Annotated in this window: 18 protein-coding genes; 5 read left to right on the top strand and 13 right to left on the bottom strand. The window is 51.2% G+C overall.

The window, feature by feature from the left end; translation table 11 throughout:
• Window positions 1-18: 18 nt before the first annotated feature.
• Window positions 19-1,449, top strand: a complete 1,431-nt coding sequence (locus tag QNH99_RS21520; protein WP_410517736.1) for a 6-phospho-beta-glucosidase — start codon at window positions 19-21, stop codon at window positions 1,447-1,449.
• Between the two features lie 115 nt (window positions 1,450-1,564).
• Here the strand turns inward: QNH99_RS21520 and QNH99_RS21515 are convergent, their stop codons facing one another.
• On the bottom strand, window positions 1,565-3,331 hold the full coding sequence (locus QNH99_RS21515; RefSeq protein ID WP_063876970.1) for a sensor domain-containing phosphodiesterase: 1,767 nt from the start codon (window positions 3,329-3,331) through the stop codon (window positions 1,565-1,567).
• Between the two features lie 837 nt (window positions 3,332-4,168).
• Here QNH99_RS21515 and QNH99_RS21510 point away from each other — a divergent pair.
• Window positions 4,169-4,408 carry a hypothetical protein gene (locus QNH99_RS21510; protein WP_096011648.1) on the top strand — a complete coding sequence of 80 codons (240 nt, stop codon included), beginning with the start codon at window positions 4,169-4,171 and terminating at the stop codon, window positions 4,406-4,408.
• 278 nt (window positions 4,409-4,686) lie between these two features.
• On the opposite strand, the gene QNH99_RS21505 is transcribed toward QNH99_RS21510, so the two are convergent.
• The gene (locus QNH99_RS21505; protein WP_283355790.1) at window positions 4,687-5,457 is read right to left on the bottom strand and encodes a DeoR/GlpR family DNA-binding transcription regulator; all 771 of its coding nucleotides are present in this window, start codon (window positions 5,455-5,457) and stop codon (window positions 4,687-4,689) included.
• A 524-nt stretch (window positions 5,458-5,981) separates the two neighbouring features.
• Window positions 5,982-7,175 (bottom strand): diguanylate phosphodiesterase, encoded by a 1,194-nt coding sequence (locus QNH99_RS21500; RefSeq protein ID WP_096011649.1) that lies wholly within the window; start codon window positions 7,173-7,175, stop codon window positions 5,982-5,984.
• A gap of 693 nt (window positions 7,176-7,868) precedes the next feature.
• Between QNH99_RS21500 and QNH99_RS21495 the strand changes: the two genes are divergently transcribed.
• Entirely contained in the window at window positions 7,869-9,644 is a 1,776-nt protein-coding gene (locus tag QNH99_RS21495) for an EAL domain-containing protein (protein ID WP_410517735.1), read from the top strand.
• A gap of 62 nt (window positions 9,645-9,706) precedes the next feature.
• On the opposite strand, the gene QNH99_RS21490 is transcribed toward QNH99_RS21495, so the two are convergent.
• From QNH99_RS21490 to QNH99_RS21470, 5 genes are all read right to left on the bottom strand, one after another.
• Window positions 9,707-10,378, bottom strand: a complete 672-nt coding sequence (locus QNH99_RS21490; RefSeq protein WP_172896889.1) for a hypothetical protein — start codon at window positions 10,376-10,378, stop codon at window positions 9,707-9,709.
• 270 nt (window positions 10,379-10,648) lie between these two features.
• On the bottom strand, window positions 10,649-11,161 hold the full coding sequence (locus QNH99_RS21485; protein ID WP_410516520.1) for a GrpB family protein: 513 nt from the start codon (window positions 11,159-11,161) through the stop codon (window positions 10,649-10,651).
• A 15-nt stretch (window positions 11,162-11,176) separates the two neighbouring features.
• The gene (gene rluF, locus QNH99_RS21480) at window positions 11,177-12,049 is read right to left on the bottom strand and encodes a 23S rRNA pseudouridine(2604) synthase RluF (protein WP_063876980.1); all 873 of its coding nucleotides are present in this window, start codon (window positions 12,047-12,049) and stop codon (window positions 11,177-11,179) included.
• Window positions 12,050-12,245: 196 nt separating this feature from the next.
• The gene (locus QNH99_RS21475) at window positions 12,246-14,222 is read right to left on the bottom strand and encodes an autotransporter outer membrane beta-barrel domain-containing protein (protein WP_410517734.1); all 1,977 of its coding nucleotides are present in this window, start codon (window positions 14,220-14,222) and stop codon (window positions 12,246-12,248) included.
• A 295-nt stretch (window positions 14,223-14,517) separates the two neighbouring features.
• Window positions 14,518-15,396: a MurR/RpiR family transcriptional regulator gene (locus QNH99_RS21470; RefSeq protein ID WP_241568038.1), complete on the bottom strand. Its 879-nt coding sequence runs from the start codon at window positions 15,394-15,396 to the stop codon at window positions 14,518-14,520.
• Window positions 15,397-15,948: 552 nt separating this feature from the next.
• Between QNH99_RS21470 and QNH99_RS21465 the strand changes: the two genes are divergently transcribed.
• Together QNH99_RS21465 and QNH99_RS21460 are read left to right on the top strand one after the other, a co-directional pair.
• Window positions 15,949-18,027 carry a TonB-dependent siderophore receptor gene (locus QNH99_RS21465; protein ID WP_410517766.1) on the top strand — a complete coding sequence of 693 codons (2,079 nt, stop codon included), beginning with the start codon at window positions 15,949-15,951 and terminating at the stop codon, window positions 18,025-18,027.
• The gene (locus tag QNH99_RS21460) at window positions 18,014-19,150 is read left to right on the top strand and encodes an ABC transporter substrate-binding protein (protein ID WP_410517733.1); all 1,137 of its coding nucleotides are present in this window, start codon (window positions 18,014-18,016) and stop codon (window positions 19,148-19,150) included. The genes QNH99_RS21465 and QNH99_RS21460 overlap by 14 nt, the downstream gene beginning before the upstream one ends.
• 51 nt (window positions 19,151-19,201) lie before the next feature.
• Here QNH99_RS21460 and QNH99_RS21455 read toward each other — a convergent pair whose 3' ends face one another.
• The 5 genes from QNH99_RS21455 to QNH99_RS21435 are packed head-to-tail and all read right to left on the bottom strand — an operon-like array spanning window position 19,202 to window position 24,588.
• Window positions 19,202-20,179, bottom strand: a complete 978-nt coding sequence (locus QNH99_RS21455) for an XdhC family protein (protein ID WP_172896885.1) — start codon at window positions 20,177-20,179, stop codon at window positions 19,202-19,204.
• On the bottom strand, window positions 20,176-20,775 hold the full coding sequence (locus QNH99_RS21450) for a nucleotidyltransferase family protein (RefSeq protein WP_410517732.1): 600 nt from the start codon (window positions 20,773-20,775) through the stop codon (window positions 20,176-20,178). The genes QNH99_RS21455 and QNH99_RS21450 overlap by 4 nt, the downstream gene beginning before the upstream one ends.
• Before the next feature lie 2 nt (window positions 20,776-20,777).
• Window positions 20,778-23,114 carry a xanthine dehydrogenase family protein molybdopterin-binding subunit gene (locus QNH99_RS21445; protein ID WP_410517731.1) on the bottom strand — a complete coding sequence of 779 codons (2,337 nt, stop codon included), beginning with the start codon at window positions 23,112-23,114 and terminating at the stop codon, window positions 20,778-20,780.
• On the bottom strand, window positions 23,111-24,103 hold the full coding sequence (locus QNH99_RS21440) for an FAD binding domain-containing protein (protein WP_256852838.1): 993 nt from the start codon (window positions 24,101-24,103) through the stop codon (window positions 23,111-23,113). Before QNH99_RS21440 ends, QNH99_RS21445 begins: the two co-directional genes overlap by 4 nt.
• Window positions 24,100-24,588 (bottom strand): (2Fe-2S)-binding protein, encoded by a 489-nt coding sequence (locus QNH99_RS21435; protein ID WP_096011666.1) that lies wholly within the window; start codon window positions 24,586-24,588, stop codon window positions 24,100-24,102. The genes QNH99_RS21440 and QNH99_RS21435 overlap by 4 nt, the downstream gene beginning before the upstream one ends.
• Window positions 24,589-24,645: the final 57 nt, after the last annotated feature.

The raw sequence follows: 24,645 nt of genomic DNA, 5'->3' as shown, positions 1-24,645 counted from the left end.
TGTGTTAAAGAGGATTTCATGTCTGAATCACGATTCCCGCAAGGATTTTTATGGGGCGGTGCCTTATCCGCAAATCAGTCAGAAGGCGCTTTTCTTGAAGGCGGGAAAGGATTAACCACCGTTGACATGCTCCCCATCGGGCCTGCACGTATGCCGGTCAAGCTGGGTCAGGAAAAACGTGACGCACTGCGGGACGATGAATTCTATCCCAGCCACACTGCGATCGATTTTTATCATCGTTATCGTGAAGACATCGCTTTAATGGCAGAAATGGGCTTTACGGTTTTTCGGACGTCGATTGCCTGGAGCCGTATTTTTCCGCGCGGCGATGAAGTCACGCCCAATGAAGAGGGGCTGGCTTTTTATCGTGACATGTTTACCGAATGTCGCAAGTACGGCATTGAACCCTTAGTGACGCTTTGCCATTTTGATGTACCTATGCATCTGGTTACGCAATACGGTTCGTGGCGCAATCGTAAAATGATCGATTTTTTTGCCCGTTATGCACGCAGTTGTTTTGAGGCGTTTGATGGTTTAGTGAAGTACTGGCTGACCTTTAATGAAATAAATATCATGCTGCACAGCCCTTTTTCGGGCGCAGGACTGGTATTTGAACCGGGTGAAAACAGTGAGCAGGTTAAATATCAGGCCGCTCACCATGAGCTGGTGGCAAGCGCGCGGGTGACAAAAATAGCTCATGAAATCAACCCGGATAATCAGATTGGCTGCATGCTGGCTGGCGGCAATTTTTATCCCTGGTCGAGCAAACCTGACGATGTCTGGGCGGCGCTGCAAAAAGATCGTGAGAATCTGTTTTTCATTGATATTCAGGCGCGGGGTGCCTATCCCGCCTACTCTGCTCGCCTTTTCCGCGAGAAAGGCATCCAGATTGAAATGGCAGAAGATGATGCTGATGTACTCATGAACACCGTCGATTTCGTGTCATTCAGTTACTATGCTTCCCGTTGTGCGTCCGCCGATATGAATGAGCAGAACAGCAGCGCGGCAAACGTGGTGAAATCCCTTACGAATCCGCATATTCAGCGTAGTGAATGGGGCTGGGGCATCGATCCGCTTGGACTCCGCATCACCATGAACATGATGTACGACCGTTACCAGAAACCGCTTTTCCTGGTGGAGAATGGCCTGGGTGCACGCGATGAGGTCAATGATGAAGGCGAAATTATTGATGATTATCGCATCAGCTATTTGCGTGAGCACATTCGGGCGATGGGAGAGGCGATAGGTGATGGGATACCCGTAATCGGCTACACCACGTGGGGCTGTATTGACCTGATTGCCGCCTCAACGGGTGAGATGAGTAAACGCTATGGCTTTGTGTATGTCGATCGTGACGATCGTGGACAAGGCACGCTGGCCCGGCGGCGAAAAAAATCCTTCTGGTGGTATAAAAAAGTGATTACCAGTAACGGCAGCGATCTGGATTGACGGCACAACGCGCATTCACCTTATTGCTGCCCGAATGCGCGTTGTGCAAAACGCCCTGTACTCAGCCTGACTGACCGCACTGAGAAGGCGACAGATACTGTCGCCTTTATCGCGTTTACTTCTGCAGTAACCAGTGTTCGATATCGCTGGCTGGAAGCGGTTTCGAAAAGAAGTAGCCCTGGATTTGATCGCAGCCGTACTGCTTCAGCAAACTCAGTGTGGCTTCTGTTTCTACACCTTCTGCCAACACCGTATAGTCCAACTCCTTCAACATCTGGATAATGCTTCTGACGATAATTCTGGAGGCAGAATCGCTATCCATCCGACTGATTAAAGACATATCAACCTTAATCACATCTAACGGAATTTCCTGCAGGTAACTAATGTTGCTGTAACCTGTACCGAAATCGTCCAATGAGATAATAAACCCGTGGGCTTTAAGCGCTTCGAGTCCATTAATCGCCACATCGCTTTCCGTTATCAGCTCATTTTCCAGACATTCCACGCCCATTAATGATGTTGGCAATTCTGCAGCCTGCATCTTACTGGCTAAACTGGAAGCAAACTCCGCTCTGGAAAAGTCACGTTCGCTGACGTTGACGGATACCGGGATTAATTCAAATTCTTTATTCCACTGCGTTAACTGAATGATGACGCGATCGATAACCCAGTCAGTCAGCACCGAAATCAGGTTGGTTTTTACGGCCAAGGGTATAAAGTCGACGGGAAACAGCTCGCCTCTTTCCGGATGGTGCCAGCGAATTAATGCCTCAAGCCCAACGGTTTTTCCCGTCTTTAAGCACACTTTTGGCTGATACGCGAGGTACAGGCCTTCGTCTTTTTTAAGCGCCTGGGCCAGATCGTTCATAATCAAGAAATCTTCCGTGCGCCGCGAATCGTATGCATGATCGAACGTCATAGCACCACCGTTCTGGTGAATACATTCGTGCAACGCACTGACCGCCTGACGGACAACTTCATTTGCATCAATATCGCGGGAAACAAACTCGGTCTCGCCTGCATAAACGTCGATATCAATGGTGATGTTATCCGCTAAATCTGCTTTAAGGTTGGTTAACACCTCAATGGTACTTTGCGCGCTATAGCCGCCAAAATAAGGCTGGATTAATGCAAAGCGCCCCGGTGCAAATGAATAAAGCATGTCATCTGGCTGAAGCTGAAGACGAGCGCTGACCAGCCCGGCAATTTGCCTGAGTAAGTTTTCCACTGGCGCAATGCCAAAGGTACGTGATAACTCATATGCCTGGGGAATATCAATACAGTCGATAAGGATCATGCGAAAACGACGATCGGGATTGCTGACGGCCAGCTGTTGCATGTCGCGAATCAGGCGTGGCCGGTTCGGTAGATGCGTAATCAGATCGGTGAAACTGGCAAGATTCCATGCATCCAGAAACGATGTCACCAGTCTTGCCAGCGACTTCAGTGTTTCCAACTGCTCATCACTAAACGTATGAGGCTGCGTATCGGTCACGCAAAGCGTCCCTAACACCAGCCCTTCCAGATTGGATAACGACACGCCCGCATAAAACCGGATGTGAGGTTCACCCTCAACTAAGGGATGAAAAGTGAAGCGGCTGTCTTGCAATGTATCCTGTACAACGAGCTGCCCGTCGCCATCAATAACATGACGACACAAGGAAACTTCGCGTGCTGATTCTTTGAGGTTAAAGTTGCGGGAAACCTTAATATACTGATTTTTATCATCAATAATTGAAATAAAACTGCCTGAAATACCCAGCGCCTGCGCGGCAAGATGAACAAATTTTTCCAGCACCTCATCCCTGGTAATATCAGGTGACAAAAGTGCTTTAACCGCTTTAAGACGATTTTCGTCATTGCCACTTTGATTATCGTGCACAACAGCCTCCCCTTGTGCGGGTGCAAAAAACGCAGAAAAACAATTTAGCTTAAATTTAAATATTTAGCGCCATATTAACCGACAATTTATAGCAAACAGGGGCCATGTGCGACTGTATAACATGCGCGAAACTGTTTTCAGAAATTTTTAACATGATACCGTGCTGCCAGCATCGGGTTTGCCGTTTCTCTGAACAACAGGGGCGATTAATAACCCATAAAAGCGGTAATTAAATAATCGCGCAAATAATAACAATTGTTATTACTCTTATGGTTATCATCAATCCCCTAAAGGCGCTGCCGCTAATCCTGATGGCCTGAGAAATAATACCAGAATCCTTTTAATTCAAGTTGTTAATTCTGTGGAATTGATCTCTTTGGGTCGTGTTGCCCAACCTGTTACCGCGACATCTTCATTGCGTTGCTGAAGTCAAAATCGTCGCTCAGTGACACGATCACAACGCGCAGTAAAGGATCAGTGAAGCCAACATCCATAACCGCGCCCCTGTGTGTGCATAGCTGCATAAATAATTTGCGGATGGAGCAAGGCCTGGCCGCTTAAGGCGGCTTTTCCATTGTGCGCGGAGGCGGTTGTCGATGCAGACTGTAGCAGCCCTTCTGTCATCGCCCCTCACTTTCCTTTAGATCTCTGTGTGAACAGACTTCGAAATCTTCCCTTCACGTAGTAAGCTACGCCCTTACAGCCAACATGGGCTATCTTCCCCTGACCGTTCTGCAACAACGAATACTCACGGGCGCCTGTTTGACCACGATTAACTGATTTAAACCCCCAGCGCCTCTTCAGGGTTGCTGGTCAGGGTTGTTCAGGAATGGAAGTATGCTTACCGAAGAACAGTTGAATGATATTGTCAGTCGCCCGGATGGGGTTTCACATCAGGTTGTGGCAATGGCAAAAGAGTTACTCGCGTACCGTGCCGCTTTTGCGCATCCTTACGCGGTCATAGAGCCTTTGGGAATGACCTATATTGGCGACGAAAATGCGGCGATGGTCTGGCATCCAAAACATGTTGAAGAAGGTGACACCTGTCTGTATCTGAAACCCCGTATCGAAGCCTAGTGGTGACACTGCGATGCTGATCGTTGCACCAATGCGCCAGAGTAGCCATGACAGATGGCTTATTTCAGGCTCAGAGAGAACATGCATCTTTCAGATTGCCCATTAATTTCACCATCACCATTCACGCCTTGCGCTGTGCTGCCGTTCGCTTTAACAGACGAGGATTACCCCAGGGCGCGAAGGTTTCAGCGACATTCACGCAAGCGAACCGTCACTGCTTCAGGCTACCTCCACGAATACCTGTTGCGCAGGCTGCCTGATTAGCACAATGAGGCTGTTTATAACGGATCTGCGATGGTCAGCGTCGGCGTCAGGTTTGACTGCAGCGCTTGCCTGATCTCAACGTCCAGATTAGCATCGGTGACAATATCGGTGAGCTCATTTAAATGCACCACATTGAAGAGTGACCATGCCCCATATTTTGAGCTGTCCGCCAGTAAAATCCGGCGATGAGCGTTCATTATCAGATCGTGTTTCAGTGCCGCTTTTTCTTCTGTCGGGGAAGTTACGCCTTTAGCGAGGTCCCAGCCGTTGCCACTCAGAAACGCAATATCAGGATGAATATTGTTGAGCATTTTACGCCCGTGATCGCCAATACAGGACTGGCTGCTCTCATCAATGCGCCCACCGATTATTGTCACTTCGATTTGTTTGAACTCTGAGAGAAACAGGGCGATGTGTAAATCATTGGTAATCACGCGCAACGGCATATGGGTAATTTGCCGGGCCAGTTCAAACATCGTGGTGCCCGCATCCAGAATGACAGCATCGCCGGCTTTAACAAAGCTGGCCGCCACGCGCGCGATAGCATGTTTTTCCACCAGATTACGCGAGGACTTCTCCAGCGTGGTCGGCTGAGAAGGGATAAACCGGTTCAGTGTCACACCGCCATGTGTTCGGCTGACAACACCTTCGTGATCGAGTTTAATCAGATCGCGTCTGATCGTTGCCGGTGAGGCACCCGTTACCGTAACAAGCTGCTCAACTGTGACCAGATTATTCCCTTTGAGGTAATTCATTATCGATTCTAAACGGCTGTTTTCTTTCATATTATAAATGCCCGATAAGGTTTTTATTTTCCGTAATGCCGCTATGATCGCAAACTGTGCTTTTTCTGTCCAGGCAATCTCGGAAAAGAGGATTGCGCCGACGCATTTGTAAGTGTGAATGGTTGTTTTGGCACAACGGCTCATTCGCAAAATGCGAAAGACGGCATTAGGTGCAGCGAAGAGAAAACATCCCGCTCTTTTCAGGAAAATTAATCCCGTAAATAATGTCGGTGCGCCTGGCTAATTTTATTTGCCGTTTAAAAGTCCGGTATTTTCTCAGCTGTATGTCTTTTCATATAACGCTTATAAGGCACGAATAAAGACAGCTATCTCGGTAAACAGGCGGGCGAACGTTATATCCAGAGCAGGTTTTATCTGGGTATCAAAGGGGAATGTAGCGCGTACAACGTGGGGAGCATCATGATTGAAGTCAAAGGGGAATGAGAGCAGCGATCCTTGCTGCTGTTGATATATCGCAAAGCGTTTAATACCTGCGCTATTCGCCGCGAGGCGATAGGGCAACACTACATAGCATCACGATATTCAGGCCAGGCAACCGCATCGGCATGACCCGAACCTGCAGAGGCAAACAGACTGCCCTGGAAGTTGATAATGCCCGCCGCTTCAAGCCACATCCACTCCTCGGCCTTAACGATACCAGCAGCGATCACCGTAATCTCTAAGGCAGAACAGCATTTGATAATCGCCTGGACAACCGCCTGCTTAGGGCCGCTCCGATGAACATCCGTTGTAATACTGGAATCGATACGAATGCGATCGGGCTGGATGTGTGTCAGTAACGACAGGCCAGCCGATCCCGCACCAAAGTTATCGACGGACAAACTGATACCTGCGGCTTTGAGCTGCCTGACGGCAACGGAAAACGCTTCGAGTCTGGAGATGACTTCGGTTTCGCTCACGCCAAGCACCACCTGTTCCGGGACTAATCCGGCCGCATTGATTGTCGAGACAATCTTTGCAACCGCATCCGGCACCACCACCAGCGTCATGGGAAGCAGGCTGACATACAGGGTCATTTCATCCGGACAGGCCCTGCCCGCCATGTCGAAAGCCTTGATCACCGCCTCGAGGTCAGCATCATGTAACGCTTGCTCGGAGCCGTTCTGGTCGGTGCCACGATGACGCGTATCAGTGATTGCCTCAATCGCTGTGACCTGTCTGGCAAGGGGATCGACCACCGGGCGGAAACTAATACCGGAGGAAGCGGGTTTTGCCGTACTCATCGCAGGACGATCGGGAATAAACTCCCAGTATTCGGATGGCAAAACCTCGTAATAGTTTTCTTTCTCACGCGCTTCGACAAAGGTACGCAGAAACTGCAACGCCCTGTCAGCGTAGGTCAGTTGGTACTTAGACGTGCCTTTATCGAGTACAGCCTGAAGCACGGTTGAACGATCGTGCTGGCGTAAATCAAACAGCTCCATACCGGCATTACCAAACCGACGGGATGGCGCGTAGTCACGCATCAATTCAACCACGTTGTGATGGCGGCGAGCGGCACAGATGCGCTGGTAAACGGCAAGCACGCCCTCTTCAGGGCCTTCCAGTAACTGGAAAAAATGGGTGCCATTAAAGAGCAAAATGCCGGTCACTTCATGGGAAGCATTGAATATGCTGGCATCGTCCACCATGTCAGGAAGCGTCTTAACGGGCACGTCATCTGAGATGTGGCTGCGATAAATAATTGTGGTCAGCAAAGGGCAGCTCCAACGTCATCGTGATTGAGGCTGTTAGCTTATCAGTTATTGTCCTGATATGCAGGTATCGGTTGGGAGATGAGCACGATAATTTACATTAATATGCAACAAAAATGATTCTCAAGTAAGACAACGCACAGGTTGGCCCTGTAAAAAGGTTATCACCTCAATGATTAATTTTATTTATTTAATGTCGCATTTCCCATTTCACGCATTCAGAGATAATGCTGCGGCTCAGGGCTGTTCATAACCCCCTGCCCGCTGTTAATCATGATTAATCCATTGTATTAACAGCTAATTTCACAAAAACCCCAGAATGCGGCGATGTGGTACACTAACTTATGACGTTTACCCGGTTATTCTCACGCCCGATCATACATTAACAAAATCAAACTATAGAGTTAATTTAATTTAGCGCACAATATTAAGTGAACGCGACCCTGTTTAATTAAATAACTGCAATGTTATTTAACCTTACTGGCCAGAAAAAACCTTTTAAAAATGACACTGACGCCAATGATAATTTTAATTTGCGTTAAGTGGGCAGGGATAAAAAAATAATTACGCCTTGACCCTTCTAAAGAAAAAATTAATTTAATTGCTTTTGCCTTTTATAATGATTGGGCTTTATTTTCGCTATTTATCGTACACTCTTCTTTTGCAGTTTCATTGAGCAAACGGGCAGGAGCGGAAATGTCTACGGAATCTAGCGACAAGGAACATCACCGCACCAGTGCAACAAAAGCACTTAGTCTTTCCGATCGGGGCCGGGATGAGGTGCTGAAAAAATTCTTGCGTCTGGCCAGTCAACTGCTGGGTATCAATGGAAGTTACATTACTGTTCTGAACGATGACCAGCATATTGTTCGCGCCAACTATAATATTGAGCTGCAGGATACGTCACGCGAGCAAGCGCTGTGCCGATATGTTGTGGAAGGCGGCGCAACGGTCATTGTACCGGACACCACCTGCGATTCACGTTTTGCCCATCATCCACTGATCAGGCATGCACCTTTCATCCGCTTTTATGTAGGTACGCCGCTAAAAAACCGCAATGGCCAGATACTGGGCACGCTGTGTTTGACGGATACGGTGCCGCGCCCTTTCAATGACCAGCAAAAAAAAATAACAGAATCCCTGGCTGGGTTAATCATCGCTTTTCTTGATGCCTGGCACTCCGCAGCTTTCATCGAACTCGTTACCGGGTTGGCCAACCGCGAACGTCTTATTCGCGATATACAGCACCTTGCCACCCAGAAGGATAAATCGCTGCGCCGTCTGGTGTTGATTGATTGTATCGATATGTCACGCGCGTTTGAGTTATCCCGATCGTTGGGCATGGCCGCGCTGGAGTCACTGCTGAAAGATGTCGCGACACTATTGCTGTTACGCCTTCGGCCAACTAATGGCTGCCAGTTTTACACTATCGCAACAGGACGTTTTGCTATTTTAACCCAGGCTGACAGCCCCGTGAGTGCAACCTGGGTAGCTGAGCGACTGGGAGCGATCAGCGCTGATATGGGCGACGGTCTGACCATGGCGCTGACGACCTATACGGAGCAAACTGATTTTATTGCCAGCGATGCGCCGCCTTATGAAGTCCTCCGACGGGCAGTCAATGCGCTGGAGTACATCAGCGGACAGACATTATCTCAGGTTCGTTTTGATGAAATCAGCGACATAAGCTGCGCGACTGATGTCACCTTGATGAGCGACCTGGCAGAAGCCTTACGACACAATCACGGCTTATTCTTGGTTTTTCAGCCCAAAGTCTGTATTAAAAGTGGTAAACCCGTTGGTCTTGAAGCACAGGTGCGTTGGCATCATCCGTTACGCGGTGAGCTGTTAGCAGATCACTTTGTCGCCCTGGCCAAAGGGACGGAACTTGATACGCAACTGACAACCTGGCAGGTCGACAGCGCCATTTCCCGCCTTAAACGTTTACGACATCATCCTATTCAGTTGCCAATAACAATCAGTATTAATGAGCGAGATATTGCTGACAGCACGTTTGCAGAAAAACTGGCTGAAAAAATGCTCAAGGCCGCACTTCCCACATCAATGCTTATCATCAACATATTGAAAACCGAGCATATGATTGACAGTCCAACCGCTATGCTGGGACTGGAAATGCTCAGGCTTTCAGGCTTCAGCATGTCATGGGAAGATACGGCTAAGGGCTACAGCAAAATACGTTACCTACGACAGAGCCCGCCTGAAGTCATAAAACTTGATAACGTACTGGCAAAAGAACTTAATGCCAGGATCACGTCACGTCTGATTGCCCACAGCATCTTTACTACCTTAAAAGCGCTCAATACCCTCGTGCTGGCCGATGGAAAAGATTACCCGCCATCGGTTTCTGCGCCTTTAGAAGACCGTGACGATGTTGCACGTGAGTATTTTAATATAAAGCCAATGGCTGAGACGGAGCTTGATACCTGGCTTAAATGGAAGCTGCCTGGCTGAGATCCTGGATAATGACGTTTTAACCAGAGCAGGTTTCTGCCCACTCCGCGCTCACCGTTTTTTTATTTCCTGGCCAGGTAACGTTTACTGTCACGAGCCTGAATACGCGCGGCCGTTGGCGAAGGGAAAATATAATTAAACAGGTCACAATACAGGCCCAGATGTTTAATCACGCCTTCACGAATGTTTTTGGTGATGTCATTGACCAAAAAGTCGCTCGTGGTATTGAAACTTCCCATTTTAAAAAAGGCTTTATCAAAAACGGTAATAGTACCTTCCCATTTCATATGATATTCATCTCGGGCGACATCATGGGTGGCAATAAACAGGCCTTTATGTGTTTTTACACCGTGGTTACCCACATACGTCACCTGTGAATCGTAGCCACGCTTGTTGCGCCAACGGCAAAATTCATAAGGAACATCATAATGCGGCAAAATAAAATCGGGACAGCGAAAATTCTCATCACTCAATAAGCCATCCAGCGTGACGGAAAAATGCAAAAAATCCTGCATGAAATCGAACTGTCGGGTTTTAGTTAATTCAACGTTGATGGTGAAATGACCTGAGTGCACATACCAGTAATTAGTAAATCCATTCACGAGAATACAAAATACCTGCCAGTCACTGAGCCGTCGATCCCCGGCTAATCCTCTGAAACGGCTGATCATCAACCTTGATTTCGGGTTCTGATACGCCTTAAGCAACGGATCATTCATACCTTTCAGTAACATCAGGCCCACTCCTTTGTTATTTGGCTTATCCTGCCATGCCGTTTTCATCCTGAAAAGGTGGCGTCCTCTGATTGTGCGGCGTTAAGCACGGCTTCAGTAATGCTTTAATCACTCGCGCGCTACACAGGTATCTTCACCCCATCCTGTCCGTTGTTTTTGTATGAGGCTACGGATTTCAGGCGCGCTTATTTCCTGAGCAGGCAAGCACACGCAGGGCTGAAACGGTTGTCGGGCGTCAGCGGATATAGCGTTAAAATTTGAGCGGATAAATCAGAATGGGAATATGGCTAATGCCCGTTGCTGATGACAGGCAATAAAATCATGTTTCAATTGACCGTAAATCTTGATGTCGCCCTGACAGGCAAGTTGTGCAGCGCGTTTAACCGCCGCATATTCATCCCGTACCTTTGGAGAGTGGCGTAAATAATCCCGAAAGGCGAGATGCCGCCTGATATCGGGGCTGCCAGAGATAAAAGCATGAATGTGGTGGGTCCGCGCCTCCGCACCTTTCGTGAAATAGCGTCTCCCCGGCATCCCGTTTTCTCCGCGCGATTGGTAGCCCATCTGTATTAGCGCCTCAGCAGTCGGGGAGTCATGATTTAACACTTCTGTCAACATATCGATGACGGGTTTTGCCGCTAAGCCTTCCACAGCTGTACTGCCAATGTGATGGATAGTCACAAGCGTGTCGCCCAGCGCCGCCGCAACAGCGGCAGCTTCAGTTGAAAAGTGATCTGCCCATTCAGGCCGGTATTCACTGATAATTAGCGGGCGTGGACGCATTGACAGGTACCTGTGTTAACGCCCTTTTTTCTTACGGCCGGGCTGGTTGAAACGCTTGCGCGACGCAGATTTATCCTCGGTCTTATCACCCTGCTTAGGTGCACTTTTCATCGGCTTTTTCGCCGCCGGACTTTTTTGTGATGTTTTCTTCGCTGGTTTTTCATCCGAGGATGAGTTTTCCAGTAATTTGAACAGCTCGACTAATTCATCATCCGTCAGATCGCGCCATTCACCCAAGGGAATGCCCTTGAGATTGACGTTCATGATGCGCGTGCGTTCAAGCTTCGTCACTTCATAGCCAAAGTGTTTACACATGCGACGGATTTGCCGGTTAAGCCCCTGAACCAGCGTAATACGAAACACATAAGGCGCTTCTTTCTTTACTTTGCATTTTTTGGTCACTGTTCCCAACATAGGAACGCCTGCCGCCATGCCCGCAATAAACTCATCGGTAACAGGTTTATCGACGGTAACCACATATTCCTTTTCGTGGTTATTGCCGGCACGTAAAATTTTATTGACCAGGTCGCCATGGTTGGTCAGAAAAATTAAGCCCTGAGAATCTTTATCAAGACGACCAATAGGAAACACGCGTTTGCTGTGATTAACAAAGTCACTGATATTATCGCGCTCACCCTCTTCCATGGTGGTAATAATCCCGGTGGGCTTGTTCAGTGCAATCAGCACTAAATCATCTTCATCACGTGGCTCAATTAACTGACCATTCACTTTTACGACATCGCCGGCAAAAACCTGGGCGCCCACCGCGGCGCGTTTGCCATTGATGAAAACGTTACCCTGTTCGATAAAGCGATCGGCATCGCGACGAGAGCATATTCCGCTCTCACTGATGTATTTATTGAGCCGTGTAGATGAATTGGTCAGCATGGTTCCTCCAAAAACGCGAACTATACCTTACCAAAACACGCTTGCGAAGCGGGTGGCGTCAAACTTTCTGTGCCACCTGCCCTGTCACACCGGAAGTCATCATTGCACGCAATAACGTCATTGCAATGGATGAATTGATCCGGCTCAGTCTGATAAGTAAGACTGAAATGTCTCGCGTCCCTGCGAATCACTCACTCTAAAAGCGTGCGCTCAGACCCAGGTTCCATGTGACTTCATGATAATCACTGGCACCCGCCACCGTCGATACGGCGGCATAAGCGGTTACCGTATCGCCGAAGGGTACGTTCGCGCCAACAGCCATATCCACCCAGTCTTTATCCTGGCCTGCACGGGTACGTCGGAAGGCAGTACGGGTCGATTTTAAACCTGCGCTCACTGAGGAGTCAGTATCTCCAAACTGATGGTTATAACTTACCTGCGCCCATGGATTGATCCATAAGCCTTTGGTGTCGACACGCCAACCTGCTGCGCCAACTTGTGAGTGCCGGGTTTGCCCGGAGAACCGCATCGCACTGCTGCTGTCGCCGAGCTCCTGGTAACCGTCCGCCTTAACATAGTCCAGCGCATAGCTGGCAACGGGCCCGGTGGTGACCACATCGCCTAACGGTAAATCCCAGCCCGTTTGCAGCCGCATCCCCATGAGTTTTCCTGCGCTGCTTCCCTGTTCTGTGCGGGTAGCGGGACCGAGTTTAATCTGACGTTCTATCCCGTCATAATCCAGATCCGCATAGTGGACATCGGCGTTCACCCACAGCTGATCCAGTAGCTGAAGCTGGCTCCAGAGCGCGACCATGTTGCCACGAAGCCGGTAATCATAACGATCAGAGGGCTGCTGCCGTTGACTGGCAGTCGACAGCAATGCCCCCGCCTGCCAGTTATCAGTGAGCTGATAACCGATGCCAACAGACAGATTAGCGGTATCGGTGTCGCCATCGTTAAAAACATCATCTTTGTTGCGGGCGTGCTGACCGGCATAACCGCCAAACACTGTGAACTGACCTGCTTCTGAAGCTTGCTTGCGCTGTTGCTGTAAGTGACCATCCAGTGTGTTGTGCATATCATGCAGCATGGCCAGGGGTGCCTGGGTCAGCACAGCCACCTGGGCGGGCGCATCCAGAATCGACTGGATGTAGTCAGCGATAATGGCATGTACGGCAGGACTGGGATGAAGACGATCGGCAAACAGATAATTTTGCTGGGATGAAAAACCCGCTGTTGCTGAGGTACAGTTTACGGAAGAGGTGCCGGGTGGACAGGCCATGCCTGCCGTATTACTCAGCCCGTACAGGGCGGGATTTTGGATGACTTCACTGAAGAGTCCATTGATATCCACCCGAACAATGTTTCCCTGGGTGGTTGCCAGTGCGTTTTCTTCAAGCTGGTTATACCGCGCGGTCAGTGCTGCCGCCTGACCGCTCAGCTGCTGCCATGCTGCAAATAACTGTTGCGCAATCAGGTCGCGAACCGCGGGTACACTTGAAAGTTGCGCGGCGGCCTGATTAAACGCAGCCTGAATGGCCTGCTGTCGCGCTGCATTATCAGGCGTGGCTGTTGCGTCCAGAGACTGAAACGCAGCAGCCACGGCAGCGGAACTGAACGGCTGAAGAATCGCCTCTATTAATGCGGGTGTCGCCCCCACATTGGGTACCGTCGGCACAATCACGGTGCCCGCGCCAGCGTCAAGTAGCGCCTTGACCTGGCTGGCTGCCGCGCCTGCACTGTTATCAACAATCGATGTGGCCAATGGCGGAAGGGCAACCGCCGCCGCCAGATCGTTGCCGCCTATCCAGTGAATATACAAGCCATTGGGATCGGCCCGACCATTGGTAGAAGCCAGATAACGGGCAACCTGATCCTGAGTATTAAATTGTGGATTAAGGGCAGGCACAGCAACGGCGCCTCCTGCTGCGTAATTGCTACCGCCAGCGGAAGAGGGTTGCAATGTCAGCCCTGCTTCGCGAGCGATAATTTCATCATAAAGCAGATTATTTGCGGAATTATACGTAAACCGGCCGACGTTTCCTGTATCGCTCAGGCTGTCACCAAATACGGTAAGACTGTCCCATGCCATTACCGGCAGCGGGGTTATCAGGGCACTCATGGTGGCAAGGGCCACTAGCGACACAGGAAACCATGCACGATCTTTCTTCATGATTAGCTCCGTTCAGGGACGTAACAAGGATGGATAAATCGAAGAACAGCAAATACCTTCACGGCAGAGTAATAGCCGTTGATTGAAGAACGCTCCAGGCGAAAGCAGGCGTGCGCTCGCAAAAACAGAAATTTTTTTTAAAATTCCGAAAAATGCCAGCCCCCTGCTCATCGCTGATGCCGGGATACGTTCAAAAATGCGCCTTAACGGTTGAGGGCGACTGTTCAGCCCTGGGCCGTGGCAACGCGGGATTTGCCAGATTATCGTCCAGCTTTGTTACATCAAAACGGATGTGCTATTTCTTCGTCGCAGGCTTAAGCCCTCTGTAGAGATCCTGCAGACGTTTCATCGTTTTCACTGTGCGGTCTGGCAGGGAAGAGGCAACCGATAAAATCATCATCTCCAGGCAAACCATGACGGTGCCATGTAGTGGGATGCGGCCATTTTCTCCCCCGCGCGGAACGTGGATCACCACGTCAGCTTCCCGGGCAAAAAACGAGTCGGTGGCATTGGTGAGTAAAATAACAGGAATGCTGAGCCTTTTGGCTTCGCGTATCACGGTACTGCCCTCACGATGCGCTGACTTCTGCGCCATCATCACCAGTACATCGCCCCGTTGCAAAGCCAACATTTGCTCCGCCAACGCAATGCCTGCACGATTAAGTGAAAACGCCGGTAAGCCAATGCGGTTTAACAACCGGGCGCTGTAATCAGCGAGGATGCCTGAGGCATTGATCCCAAAAATGGCAACCTGACGGGCTTCGATCATCAATGAAGTCGCATCAGCCAGCGCCTGACGGTTGTGCTCAGAAGATAAAACGTGGCACGCATGAAGATGTCCCTGCAAAACAAAGTCTATTGAGGAGGAGACATCACGCGTCACGTCATTCACCGTGGTGATCATCTTCTCTTCAGAAGACATGCCAGGCCCGAACCAGGCCTGCAGCACTTTTTTGAGATCGCGCAAACCTGAAAAACCCAGCGCCTGGATGGCACGGATAACGGTGGCGTCAGACGTATGGTTAGCAGTAGCAATTTCCATTGCCGTACTGTCAATCACCGTTTCCCGGTTGTCATTTATATAATGTGCGACCACCAGAAGGCGTGGAGAGAGTTGTTGCTCACGTGAACGTAAACGCTCACCCAATATGTCAACGCGGCTTTTAGCTTGCATTCCGATGATCGTCCGCCTTTTTTAAATAGCAAAAACACTGCGACATACCCTTTTCGTTTTCCCGGTTAACTAAGCACAGGTGAGAAAATCCCCTTGCCTGAGGCTCAGTAAAGCTTTTAAGGACCCGGTTTACTCTTTCGCTTTCCACAGATAGTAAACCTGCAAACTGTAGTCAGAAAGCCAGCAATGCGGAAAGCAGCCGTCTGCTTACCACCCATCGCCTGCCGAAATCCGTTTTGGAAAAGGGATAATTACCTTTAATTTCATTAAGTAACAAGCAAAAACCAGCCAGGACAACGCATTGCGGCGTGCATTTTAGCATGTAGTAAAAATTCCGGTATTTCTGTTTACTACTACATCGTGCAATGGTTGAATGATTATCAATTACAAATCAGCGCGTGAACAGATCCTTTATGCTTTTCCTTCGTCGCTGAATAAATACGCGCAGTCAATGTGGTTATTTACTTTATTTCTCTCTTTGATGATCAGCGAAAACAAATAATGAAAAAACGTTCCAACGATATTAAACACCTGGGAATCCAGCAGGCGGTGATGCTGGCGATCTGTTCTGGCGCGCTGCTTGCACCGGGTGAAAGCCTGGCGGCGACCAGTGATGATACGGTGACAGTAACCAGCGACGCTAACAGCAATGACGGCTATGCCGCCTCCACCAGCAGCGTTAGCACGAAAACCCCTGTGTCTCGTCTGGATGAGGCGCAATCTGTCAGTACCGTGACACAGCAACAGCTCGACGACTACCAGGCCAGCAGCCTGAGCGACGCGATGCGTTTTGTCAGTGGCGTTGCTGAGGCAAACACACTGGCGGGAACAGAAGATGGTTTTGTCCGCCGTGGGTTCGGTAGCAATTCCGATGGTTCCATTTATCGTGATGGCATCCGCAGCAGCCAGGGGTTGAATCTGGATGCCACGACGGAACGCGTTGAGGTGCTCAAGGGCTCGGCGTCTTTGCTCTACGGTATTCAGAATCCTGGTGGGATTATCAACGTCATCAGCAAAAAGCCTCAATATTCATGGCAATCCTCGGTAAGCGGTCGCTACGCGAGTGAAGGCGGCGGTGCCGGTACGCTGGATGTGACGGGGCCGTTGGGCAATGGCTTTGCCTTCAGGCTGATCGCAGAAAAACAACGTCAGGATTACTGGCGTAATTTTGGCAGTGATGAACACTCGCTGCTGGCCCCGTCGCTGCAATGGTATGGTGAAAAAGCCAGCCTGTTAGTGAGTTACAGCGATTATCGTTATGACATTCCCTACGACCGCGGCACCGCCTTTATTAACGGCTCTCCTGTCGACCTGCCCTACAAGCAGAGACTGGATGACAAAGCCAATCATGCCTGGGGACGCAATCAGGCACTCAACGCTCATTACGACTGGCAGTTTAATGACAGCTGGAGTACGCGATTGACCCTTGGCTGGAATCAGCGCCGTTATGACAATAATGAAGTGCGGGTGACGGCGATTGATCCTGCCAGCGGCGTGGTTACGCGGCGTGCCGATGCCAACCGCGGATTTAATCAAAAAACCAACTACCTGTCGTGGGATGTGCTGGGTAATCCAGAACTTTTTGGCATGACACATGCGCTGGTATTCGGCACAGATTATGAAATGAATCAAACCTATCGTGCGCATCAGTATCAGGGCAAGAATGACCGGCGCTTCAACTATTTCAATCCGGTTTATGACATGCTGTCTCCCGTAACCGACAGCACCACTGAAAATAGCGCGAATGCCAACAACCTGAACCGTATTCACAGCCGTTCGGTTTATCTGAAAGACAGCATTTCGCTGAGTCCCGACTGGATCGCGGTGGTTGGCGGGCGATACCAACATTACGAGCAACGGGCTTCAAAAGGTTTCAACCCGGTGATTCAGACACTGGATGATGAAGGGAATAAATTCCTGCCACAAACCGGGCTGATTTATAAACTAACGCCCGATATTTCGCTTTACACCAGCATGAGTAAATCCTTTACGCCCTCAACGGATGTGGATGACGAAGGGAATGTCAGCAAGCCCGAGCAGGGAACGACCTGGGAAGTAGGAAGCAAATGGCAAATCTCCCCTCGCCTGTTCGCTTCGGTCGCGCTTTACAGAATTGATGAAAAGCAGATGTCACTCAGCATTAATGGCACGACTCGTCCTGTTAACAAAGCCCGCTCTCAGGGCGTGGAAGTTGAGCTGAATGGCGAAGTTGCGCCAGACTGGGATATCAGTGCCAATTACAGTTATGACAATGCCGAGATCGTCGATGACACGATTAATCCGGCCAACAACGGCAACCGCTTACAAAATGCGCCTGAACATGCGGGTGCGCTTTACCTGAGTCATAACCTGGTAATACCGGGTTTGCCCGGCGATTTTCGTGTCGGTGGTGGTGCACGCTATGTTGGCAGTCGTGCGGGCGATCCTGACAACAGCTTTACTTTACCGGATTACGTTGTCGCTGACGGCTTCATTGCCTGGAACAACCACCTGCTGGGCAAAAAAACCCAGTTGAGGCTTAATCTGAATAACCTGTTTAACAAACACTATTACACGTCGAGCGGCGGGAACCTGCGCGTACGTGAAGGTGAAACCCGCAACCTGATGGTACAAACCCGTGTTGAATTCTGATTCTTTTATGAAGTTCTGGCTGCGCACGCTCCTGCTGCTGTCCGTGACAATCAGCACGCTCGCCTGGGGCAAAACGATTACCGATATCAATGGCACTCGGGTTACTGTGCCCGATCATCCCCAGCGAATCGTCCTCGGTGAGAGCAGGATGCTGTACACCTTTGCCATGCTGGAGGCCGGCAATCCTTTCAAAAGGCTGGTTGGCTGGCCGCAGGACCTGAAAAAGTACGACCTGCAGACATGGGATATTTTCGCGCACCAGTTTCCCGAGATGCTGAACATACCGTCAATAGGGTTAGATGGCACCAATGATATCAATCCTGAGCGGGTGATTGCGTTAAAACCGGACGTGGTGATCCTGCCCGAACTGGCTCGCAGCAGTGAGGCGGGGCAACGGCTGGAAGCGGTATTAAAAGCAGCCAATATTCCCGTGGTGAAAATTGATTTACGGGTACATCTCCTGCAAAACACGACGCGCAGTGTTGCCATTCTGGGAGAGGTGCTGAATCAGCGTCAGCGGGCAATGGCTTTCAATCAGTTTTATCAGCAACATATGCAGACTATTCAGCAGCGCCTTGCCGGTTTTCAGGGCCGTAAACCCACCGTGCTGTTACAGCTTCACCTGGGCCGCCGAAATGAATGCTGCGTGACCGCCGTGAACGGAAGCCTTGGCGATGTGCTGTCCTTTGCGGGCGGAGACAATATTGCCAGTAAGAAGGTGCCTGGCGTATTCGGTCGGCTGAATGAAGAAACGGTGATTACCGCGAATCCGGATTATTATTTCGCGACCGGTAGCGGTGGCAGCGACGATGCTTCAGACCTTCGTATCGGTCCCGCTATCAGTCAGGCGGAAACGCGTGCGTCCCTGCAGCAGCTCACCGCGCAACAAAATGGCCTGAAACAGCTGCGTGCGCTGCATAACGGTCATGCCGCGGCAATGTGGCATAATTTTTATCTCAGCCCCTGGCATGTTGCCGCAGCAGAGTTTTTTGCCAAAACCCTTTATCCAGACCTGTTTAATGACGTTAATCCGGAACAAACCCTGCGGCAGATCTTTAGCGACTTCCTTCCCGTTCCCTATTCAGGCACCTATTTTTACTCGCTGAAGAAAGAGTCGCAGTAACCTGCGAACCGGCGGCAAGCTGCACGTAGCGCCGCCGGCCCCTCTGCTGACCTAAGCTCCATGTTGGTTTTTAATCCGTACGATATCTGCCATCACCGACAACGCAATCTCCGCAGGCGTTTTACTGCCGATGGCTATGCCAATCGGCGCGCTAATCCTGGCGAGTTCCTCCTGATCAAATCCCGCTATCGCCTGAAGGCGAGCCTTTCGTTTGGCGCTGTTTTTTTCCGATCCCATGATGCCGATATAAAATGCGTGCGTGTTGACCGCTTCCATCATGGTTAACTCATCAATACGGGGATCGTGTGTTAACGATACGATGGCGACAGAAGCATGGGCACCGTTTAACTCCAGCCAGCGTGCAGGATGCTGCGGCACAATCGTGATGTTATCTTCACCCGTAAAGTGGCGTTCCAGCTCACTTAACATCTCCGGACGATGTTCACAGACCCGTACATGAAAACCCAACAGCTGGCCAAAACGAATGCATTCAAACGCAACGGCAGAATAGCCTGCCACCAACAGTTCGGGAATGGCGCCCACGGGCAACACGATGTCAGGGTCCTGATAGCTGAGCACAGGTAACACGGCCGAGAGGGCCACAACGTCCCAGGATGCACGTTCGCCTGCGGACAAGGTTTTTATCAGCCGGGATTTACCGATGAGCGCCTGATGCATGGCCTGTAACAGCGCGCCGCTGACAGTATCAGGGAGCAGGTATTCCACCAGCACGTCCAGCCTGCCGCCACAGGGCAGTTGTACCTGGGTTTGCCGTCCACCCTCGCCATAGCGGATGACCTGGCTGTTTACCCGGTAATGTCCTTCTGCCAGACGCGCCAAAAAATCCTCTTCAATGCAGCCACCCGAAAGCGAGCCACAACACTCGCCCTCCTGGTTGATGACCATCATCGTGCCGGGCGCCCGGGGCGAAGAGCCCCAGGTACGCAGCACGGTACACAACCAGACCGCCTGCCCCGCATGATGCCAGCGCAAGGCCGTGTCGATAACCCGCTGATCCAATGTAATCATAAGTGGCTCCTGACGTGCCGTAAGTCATCCGGGTAATCAATATCGTCGAGACAACCCCGATCGCTGAGCGGCACATAGCGGATTTGCTGATGTTTAAGCACGCTTTGTGCACCCACATCGCCTGTCAGCTGTTGCAACGCGGGAAAAAACGATCGCTGAAAGCCAACCGGATGACCGGGCTGGCCTTCAACCTGCGGGCGCGCAAGCGGATAAAAATGCAAAGCCTGGTTCACCGCCTGATAGCTTTCAGCGGTGAGAAAAGGCATATCTCCCAGTGCAATGATGACCGCATCATAGTCCAGACAGGCGCTGACGCCTGCCGCTATCGACTCACCCAAACCGCCACTGACACAAAATACCGGTCTTACGTCGTGCAGCAACGCATGAATGGCCTTATCTTCCGGACGCGTGACGACAATGACATCCATACCGCTTGCTTTTGCCTGTTCCAGCGTGTGCTGCAAAACGGGTTTTCCCTCCAGTACCGCCAGCAGTTTGCGGTGGCCATTTCCCTGTCGAAACCGGCGGCTCATTCCCGCCGCCGTTAGCACAATCGCCGTTTTCACATCCGCACTCCTGCCAACATCGCCGTGCATGCTTAAAGGATCTTGTCCAGCGTAATGGGCAAATCCCTGACGCGTTTACCGGTAGCGTGATAAACCGCATTGCTGATGGCCGCAGCAACGCCCACGATGCCGAGTTCACCCACCGTTTTGCCGCCCATGCTGGTGGCTTTGTAGTCAGGTTCGCCAACATCAATGGTGGTGATGGCGGGAATATCTGCATTCACTGGAATCAGGTAGTCGGCCAGGTTGTTGTTAATCACTCTGCCATTACGCGGGTCAATAATTCCGCCTTCAAGTAATGCCTGACCTACGCCCATAATCATGCCGCCCACCCACTGGCTTCGGGCGAGTTTGGGATTATAGAGCCGGCCACTGTCGAAAGCCGCGACCATGCGCTTTAGACGTATGGTGCCAAAATCTTCATCTACCCTCACTTCAACAAACTGCGCACTCCAGCTGTGAGCCGACACGTCCTGTGGTCGACTCATTTCATTCAGGCTACCGGTGACGCTGTCCCGCTCCTGCGCTGACATCTCCGGAGAGAAGGTGCCACCTTCTACGCTGAGCCCGTCCAGGTGAGCCAGCTTAATCAGTTCACTAAAGCTAACGGCCTGGGAAGGTTTAGCGGTGAGCTGTATCCCCCCGTTCGCCAGCGTGAGCCGATCCTGTGGTACGCCGGCAAGCGGAGAACCCTGGGTCTGGCTGGCCAGCGCCAGTAAACGCGCACGCAGCTTTTTCGCGGTATCGTCTACGGCGGCGGTCAGGTTTCCTGCCAGCTGAGATCCACCCGCCACGCCCGCCCGAGGCAGTTGCGTATCCCCTAACTCAACGTCGATTCGTTGTGAATCAACGCCCAGTATATCGGCGGCGGTTTGCGCCAGTATGGTATAGGTGCCGGTGCCGATATCCGCGCCGGCGCACTGCACCACGAGCTGTCCTTGAGAAGACAGCAGAATTTTTGCTTCCGCCGGCATGGTATTCACCGGATAGGTACCCGAAGCCATTCCCCAGCCAATGAGTTCTCGGCCTTCGCGCATCGATCGCGGTGCCATGATGCGCTTGTCCCAACCAAACGCCTCAGCGCCTTTTTGGTACGCCTCTTTCAGGCGGCGCGAACTCCACGGAAGATCCTTCTGGTAATCACGATCGGCCCAGTTAAGGAGACGAAAAGCCAGCGGATCAAGATTGAGTTCATAGGCCATCTCATCCATCGCCACTTCCAAACCAAATGCGCTCGGGTTTTCACCGGGTGCGCGCATCCAGCCAGGCGTCACCATGTTGACAGGCCTGACCTGATGCTGGGCAGAGAGATTTTCGATGGCATACATGCGGCCGGTCACCTTGCTGCAGTTTTCGGCGAACACATCGATAAGTGACGTTTCACTGAAACTGCTCAGGATAACGGACTGGATTTTACCCTCCCGCGTCGCGCCCATTTCAAGCTGTTGTGAGGTCGCCGGACGCCCGCCCAGGCCGGTAAAGGTCTGTGGACGCGTCAGTGACACACGAACCGGGCGATTAAGCGCGCGTGATGCCACACAGGCCAGCGCGACATGCGTATAGGGCACGGGTTTAGACCCAAAGCCGCCGCCAACATAGGGTGAAATGATACGCACTTGCTTTGGTGTAATGCCCATCCATTCCGCAATTTCCACCTGGGCACCCATCACCCACTGGCTGGGTTCCCAGACCGTCATGTGGCCATTATCCCACTGGGCAATACAGGCATGAGGCTCCATGGGCATATTGTATTCACGTGGTGTGGTGTAACGCTGATTGATACGGACCTCGGCGTTACGCATTGCCGCTTGCGCGTCGCCCAGATTAATATCCTGGGACGTCAGTGGTTTAGGTTCTACACCCTCATCTGTCGGGGATATCAGCGCAGGCGACGTCTCATAGGCAATCTCGATCAGTGAGGCTGCGTATGTTGCCTGCTCGAACGTGTCGGCCACGACCAGGCCAATATTCTGACCATTATGGATAATGACATCATCCTGGATCGGCGTATAAGTTGTCTGGGCAGCGCCACCGTCGGCGATGGGCGTTGGCTTGTTAATCTTTAAAGTATTGAGGTGCGTATAGACCGCAATAACGCCATCAGCGCGTTCGGCTTTGGCGGTATCCATATGTTTGATTCGCCCACTGGCGACAGTGGACTGAATCACAACACCGTGCACAGCATTCTCAGGTTTATGCTCAATCGCGTAACGGGCTTTTCCCGTCACTTTTACCTTGCCATCACCGCGGGATCGTGGCGTCCCCAGGCCCGAAAGGCTGGCGGGCGCGCGGCGATAGTGATCGTTATGCTCGCCCGCTGCGGAGACATCTTTCTCATTGCCTGGCAGGTCGTTTTTGTCATGTTTCATGCCATTTCTCCTGCCGCCATCAAGGCGCGCGCAATGACCCGTGGCGTAAGCTTTATTTTGTGCGCATTGCCAGAGAGCGCCTGGGTTTCCTGAGTAATCAACTCGGCAGCCGCATAAAGCGTTTGCTGCTCGAAAGGCTGACCTGCCAGCGCCTGCTCAATGCGGCGTGCGCGCCAGGGTTTTGTTGCCACACCACCCAAAGCGATATGAACCGTTTCAATCCGGCCCTGATTGAGAGTCAGTCCAACGGCTGCGCTGGCACTGGCGAATTCGTAGGAAGTGCGATCGCGGACTTTTAAATAGTGGGAGTGCTTCAGCGCGGCAGACTGCGGGATTTCAATGGCCACGATAATTTCATCAGCCAGGAGAGCATGTTCATGATGCGGTGTGTCCCCTGGCAGCAGAAAGAAATCCTCAACCAGAATACGTCGTCTCTGTTGCTGGCTGTTTTGCACCACCACCGTTGCATCGAATGCCGTCAGGGCAACAGCAAAATCACCGGGATAGACGGCAACACAGTGCTCACTGTTTCCCAGAATGGCATGATTGGTATTGACGCCCTGTAGCGCGGCGCAGCCAGAGCCAGGAACGCGTTTGTTACACGCGGAGAAGGTTGCCGGATCGCGATAATAGGCACAGCGGGTACGCTGGCATAAGTTACCGCCAAGCGTGGCCATATTACGAATTTGCGGCGATGCCGCCTGCCATAAGCTGCCATACAGCGCGGGCGCTTCTCGCTCACAGGCCGGATGACTAGCCAGGTCACTCATGGTAACCAGTGCGCCAATCGTGATGGTATCCTGACTGAAATCAATGTCAGACAGGCCGGATAACCCAGCAATATCGGTCAGGCGTGAGGGCGTAAAGACACCACATTTCATTAAATCGAGCTGCGTCGTGCCACCCGCGATAAGATGGTTTCCGGGTTGATTTTTGGCTCCTGCCGCATCCTCGATGGAATGCGCAACCTGCCAGTGAAATTCATTCATCGTGCCTCCTCCGCCATTTCAGCCGCAGCCTGCTTAATCGCATCAATGATGAAAGGATAAGCACCACAGCGACAAAGGTTGCCGCTCATGTATTCACGAATTTCATCGTCGGAGCCGGTATGGCCTTCTTTGATGCAGGCAACCGCAGACATAATCTGCCCTGGCGTACAGTAACCGCACTGAAAACCATCATGCTCAACAAAACAGCGCTGCACCGGGTGCAGTTCACCTGAAGCCTGTTCCAGACCTTCAATCGTGGTCACGGATTTACCTTGCGTCTGCGCAGCCAGCGTCAGACAACTCAGCACCCGCTGCTCATTGACCAGGACGGTACAGGCACCACATTGCCCCTGGTCGCAGCCTTTTTTCGTGCCGGTCAGATTAAGATGATCGCGCAGCGCATCTAATAAGGTTACGCGAGGATCGACGTTTACCTGTCGGGTCTGACCATTGACCTGCATCGTTAACGGTATTTTTTCTGACATTGTCTGTTTCCCATGATTGCAGAGCCGGTTAGGTGATCTGTTGCTTATACATAACGG

This window comes from Pantoea allii, from assembly GCF_046529425.1.
GTDB lineage: Bacteria > Pseudomonadota > Gammaproteobacteria > Enterobacterales > Enterobacteriaceae > Pantoea > Pantoea allii.
Note: the sequence above shows the minus strand (reverse complement) of the source record. Positions and strands in the feature narration are given on the sequence as shown.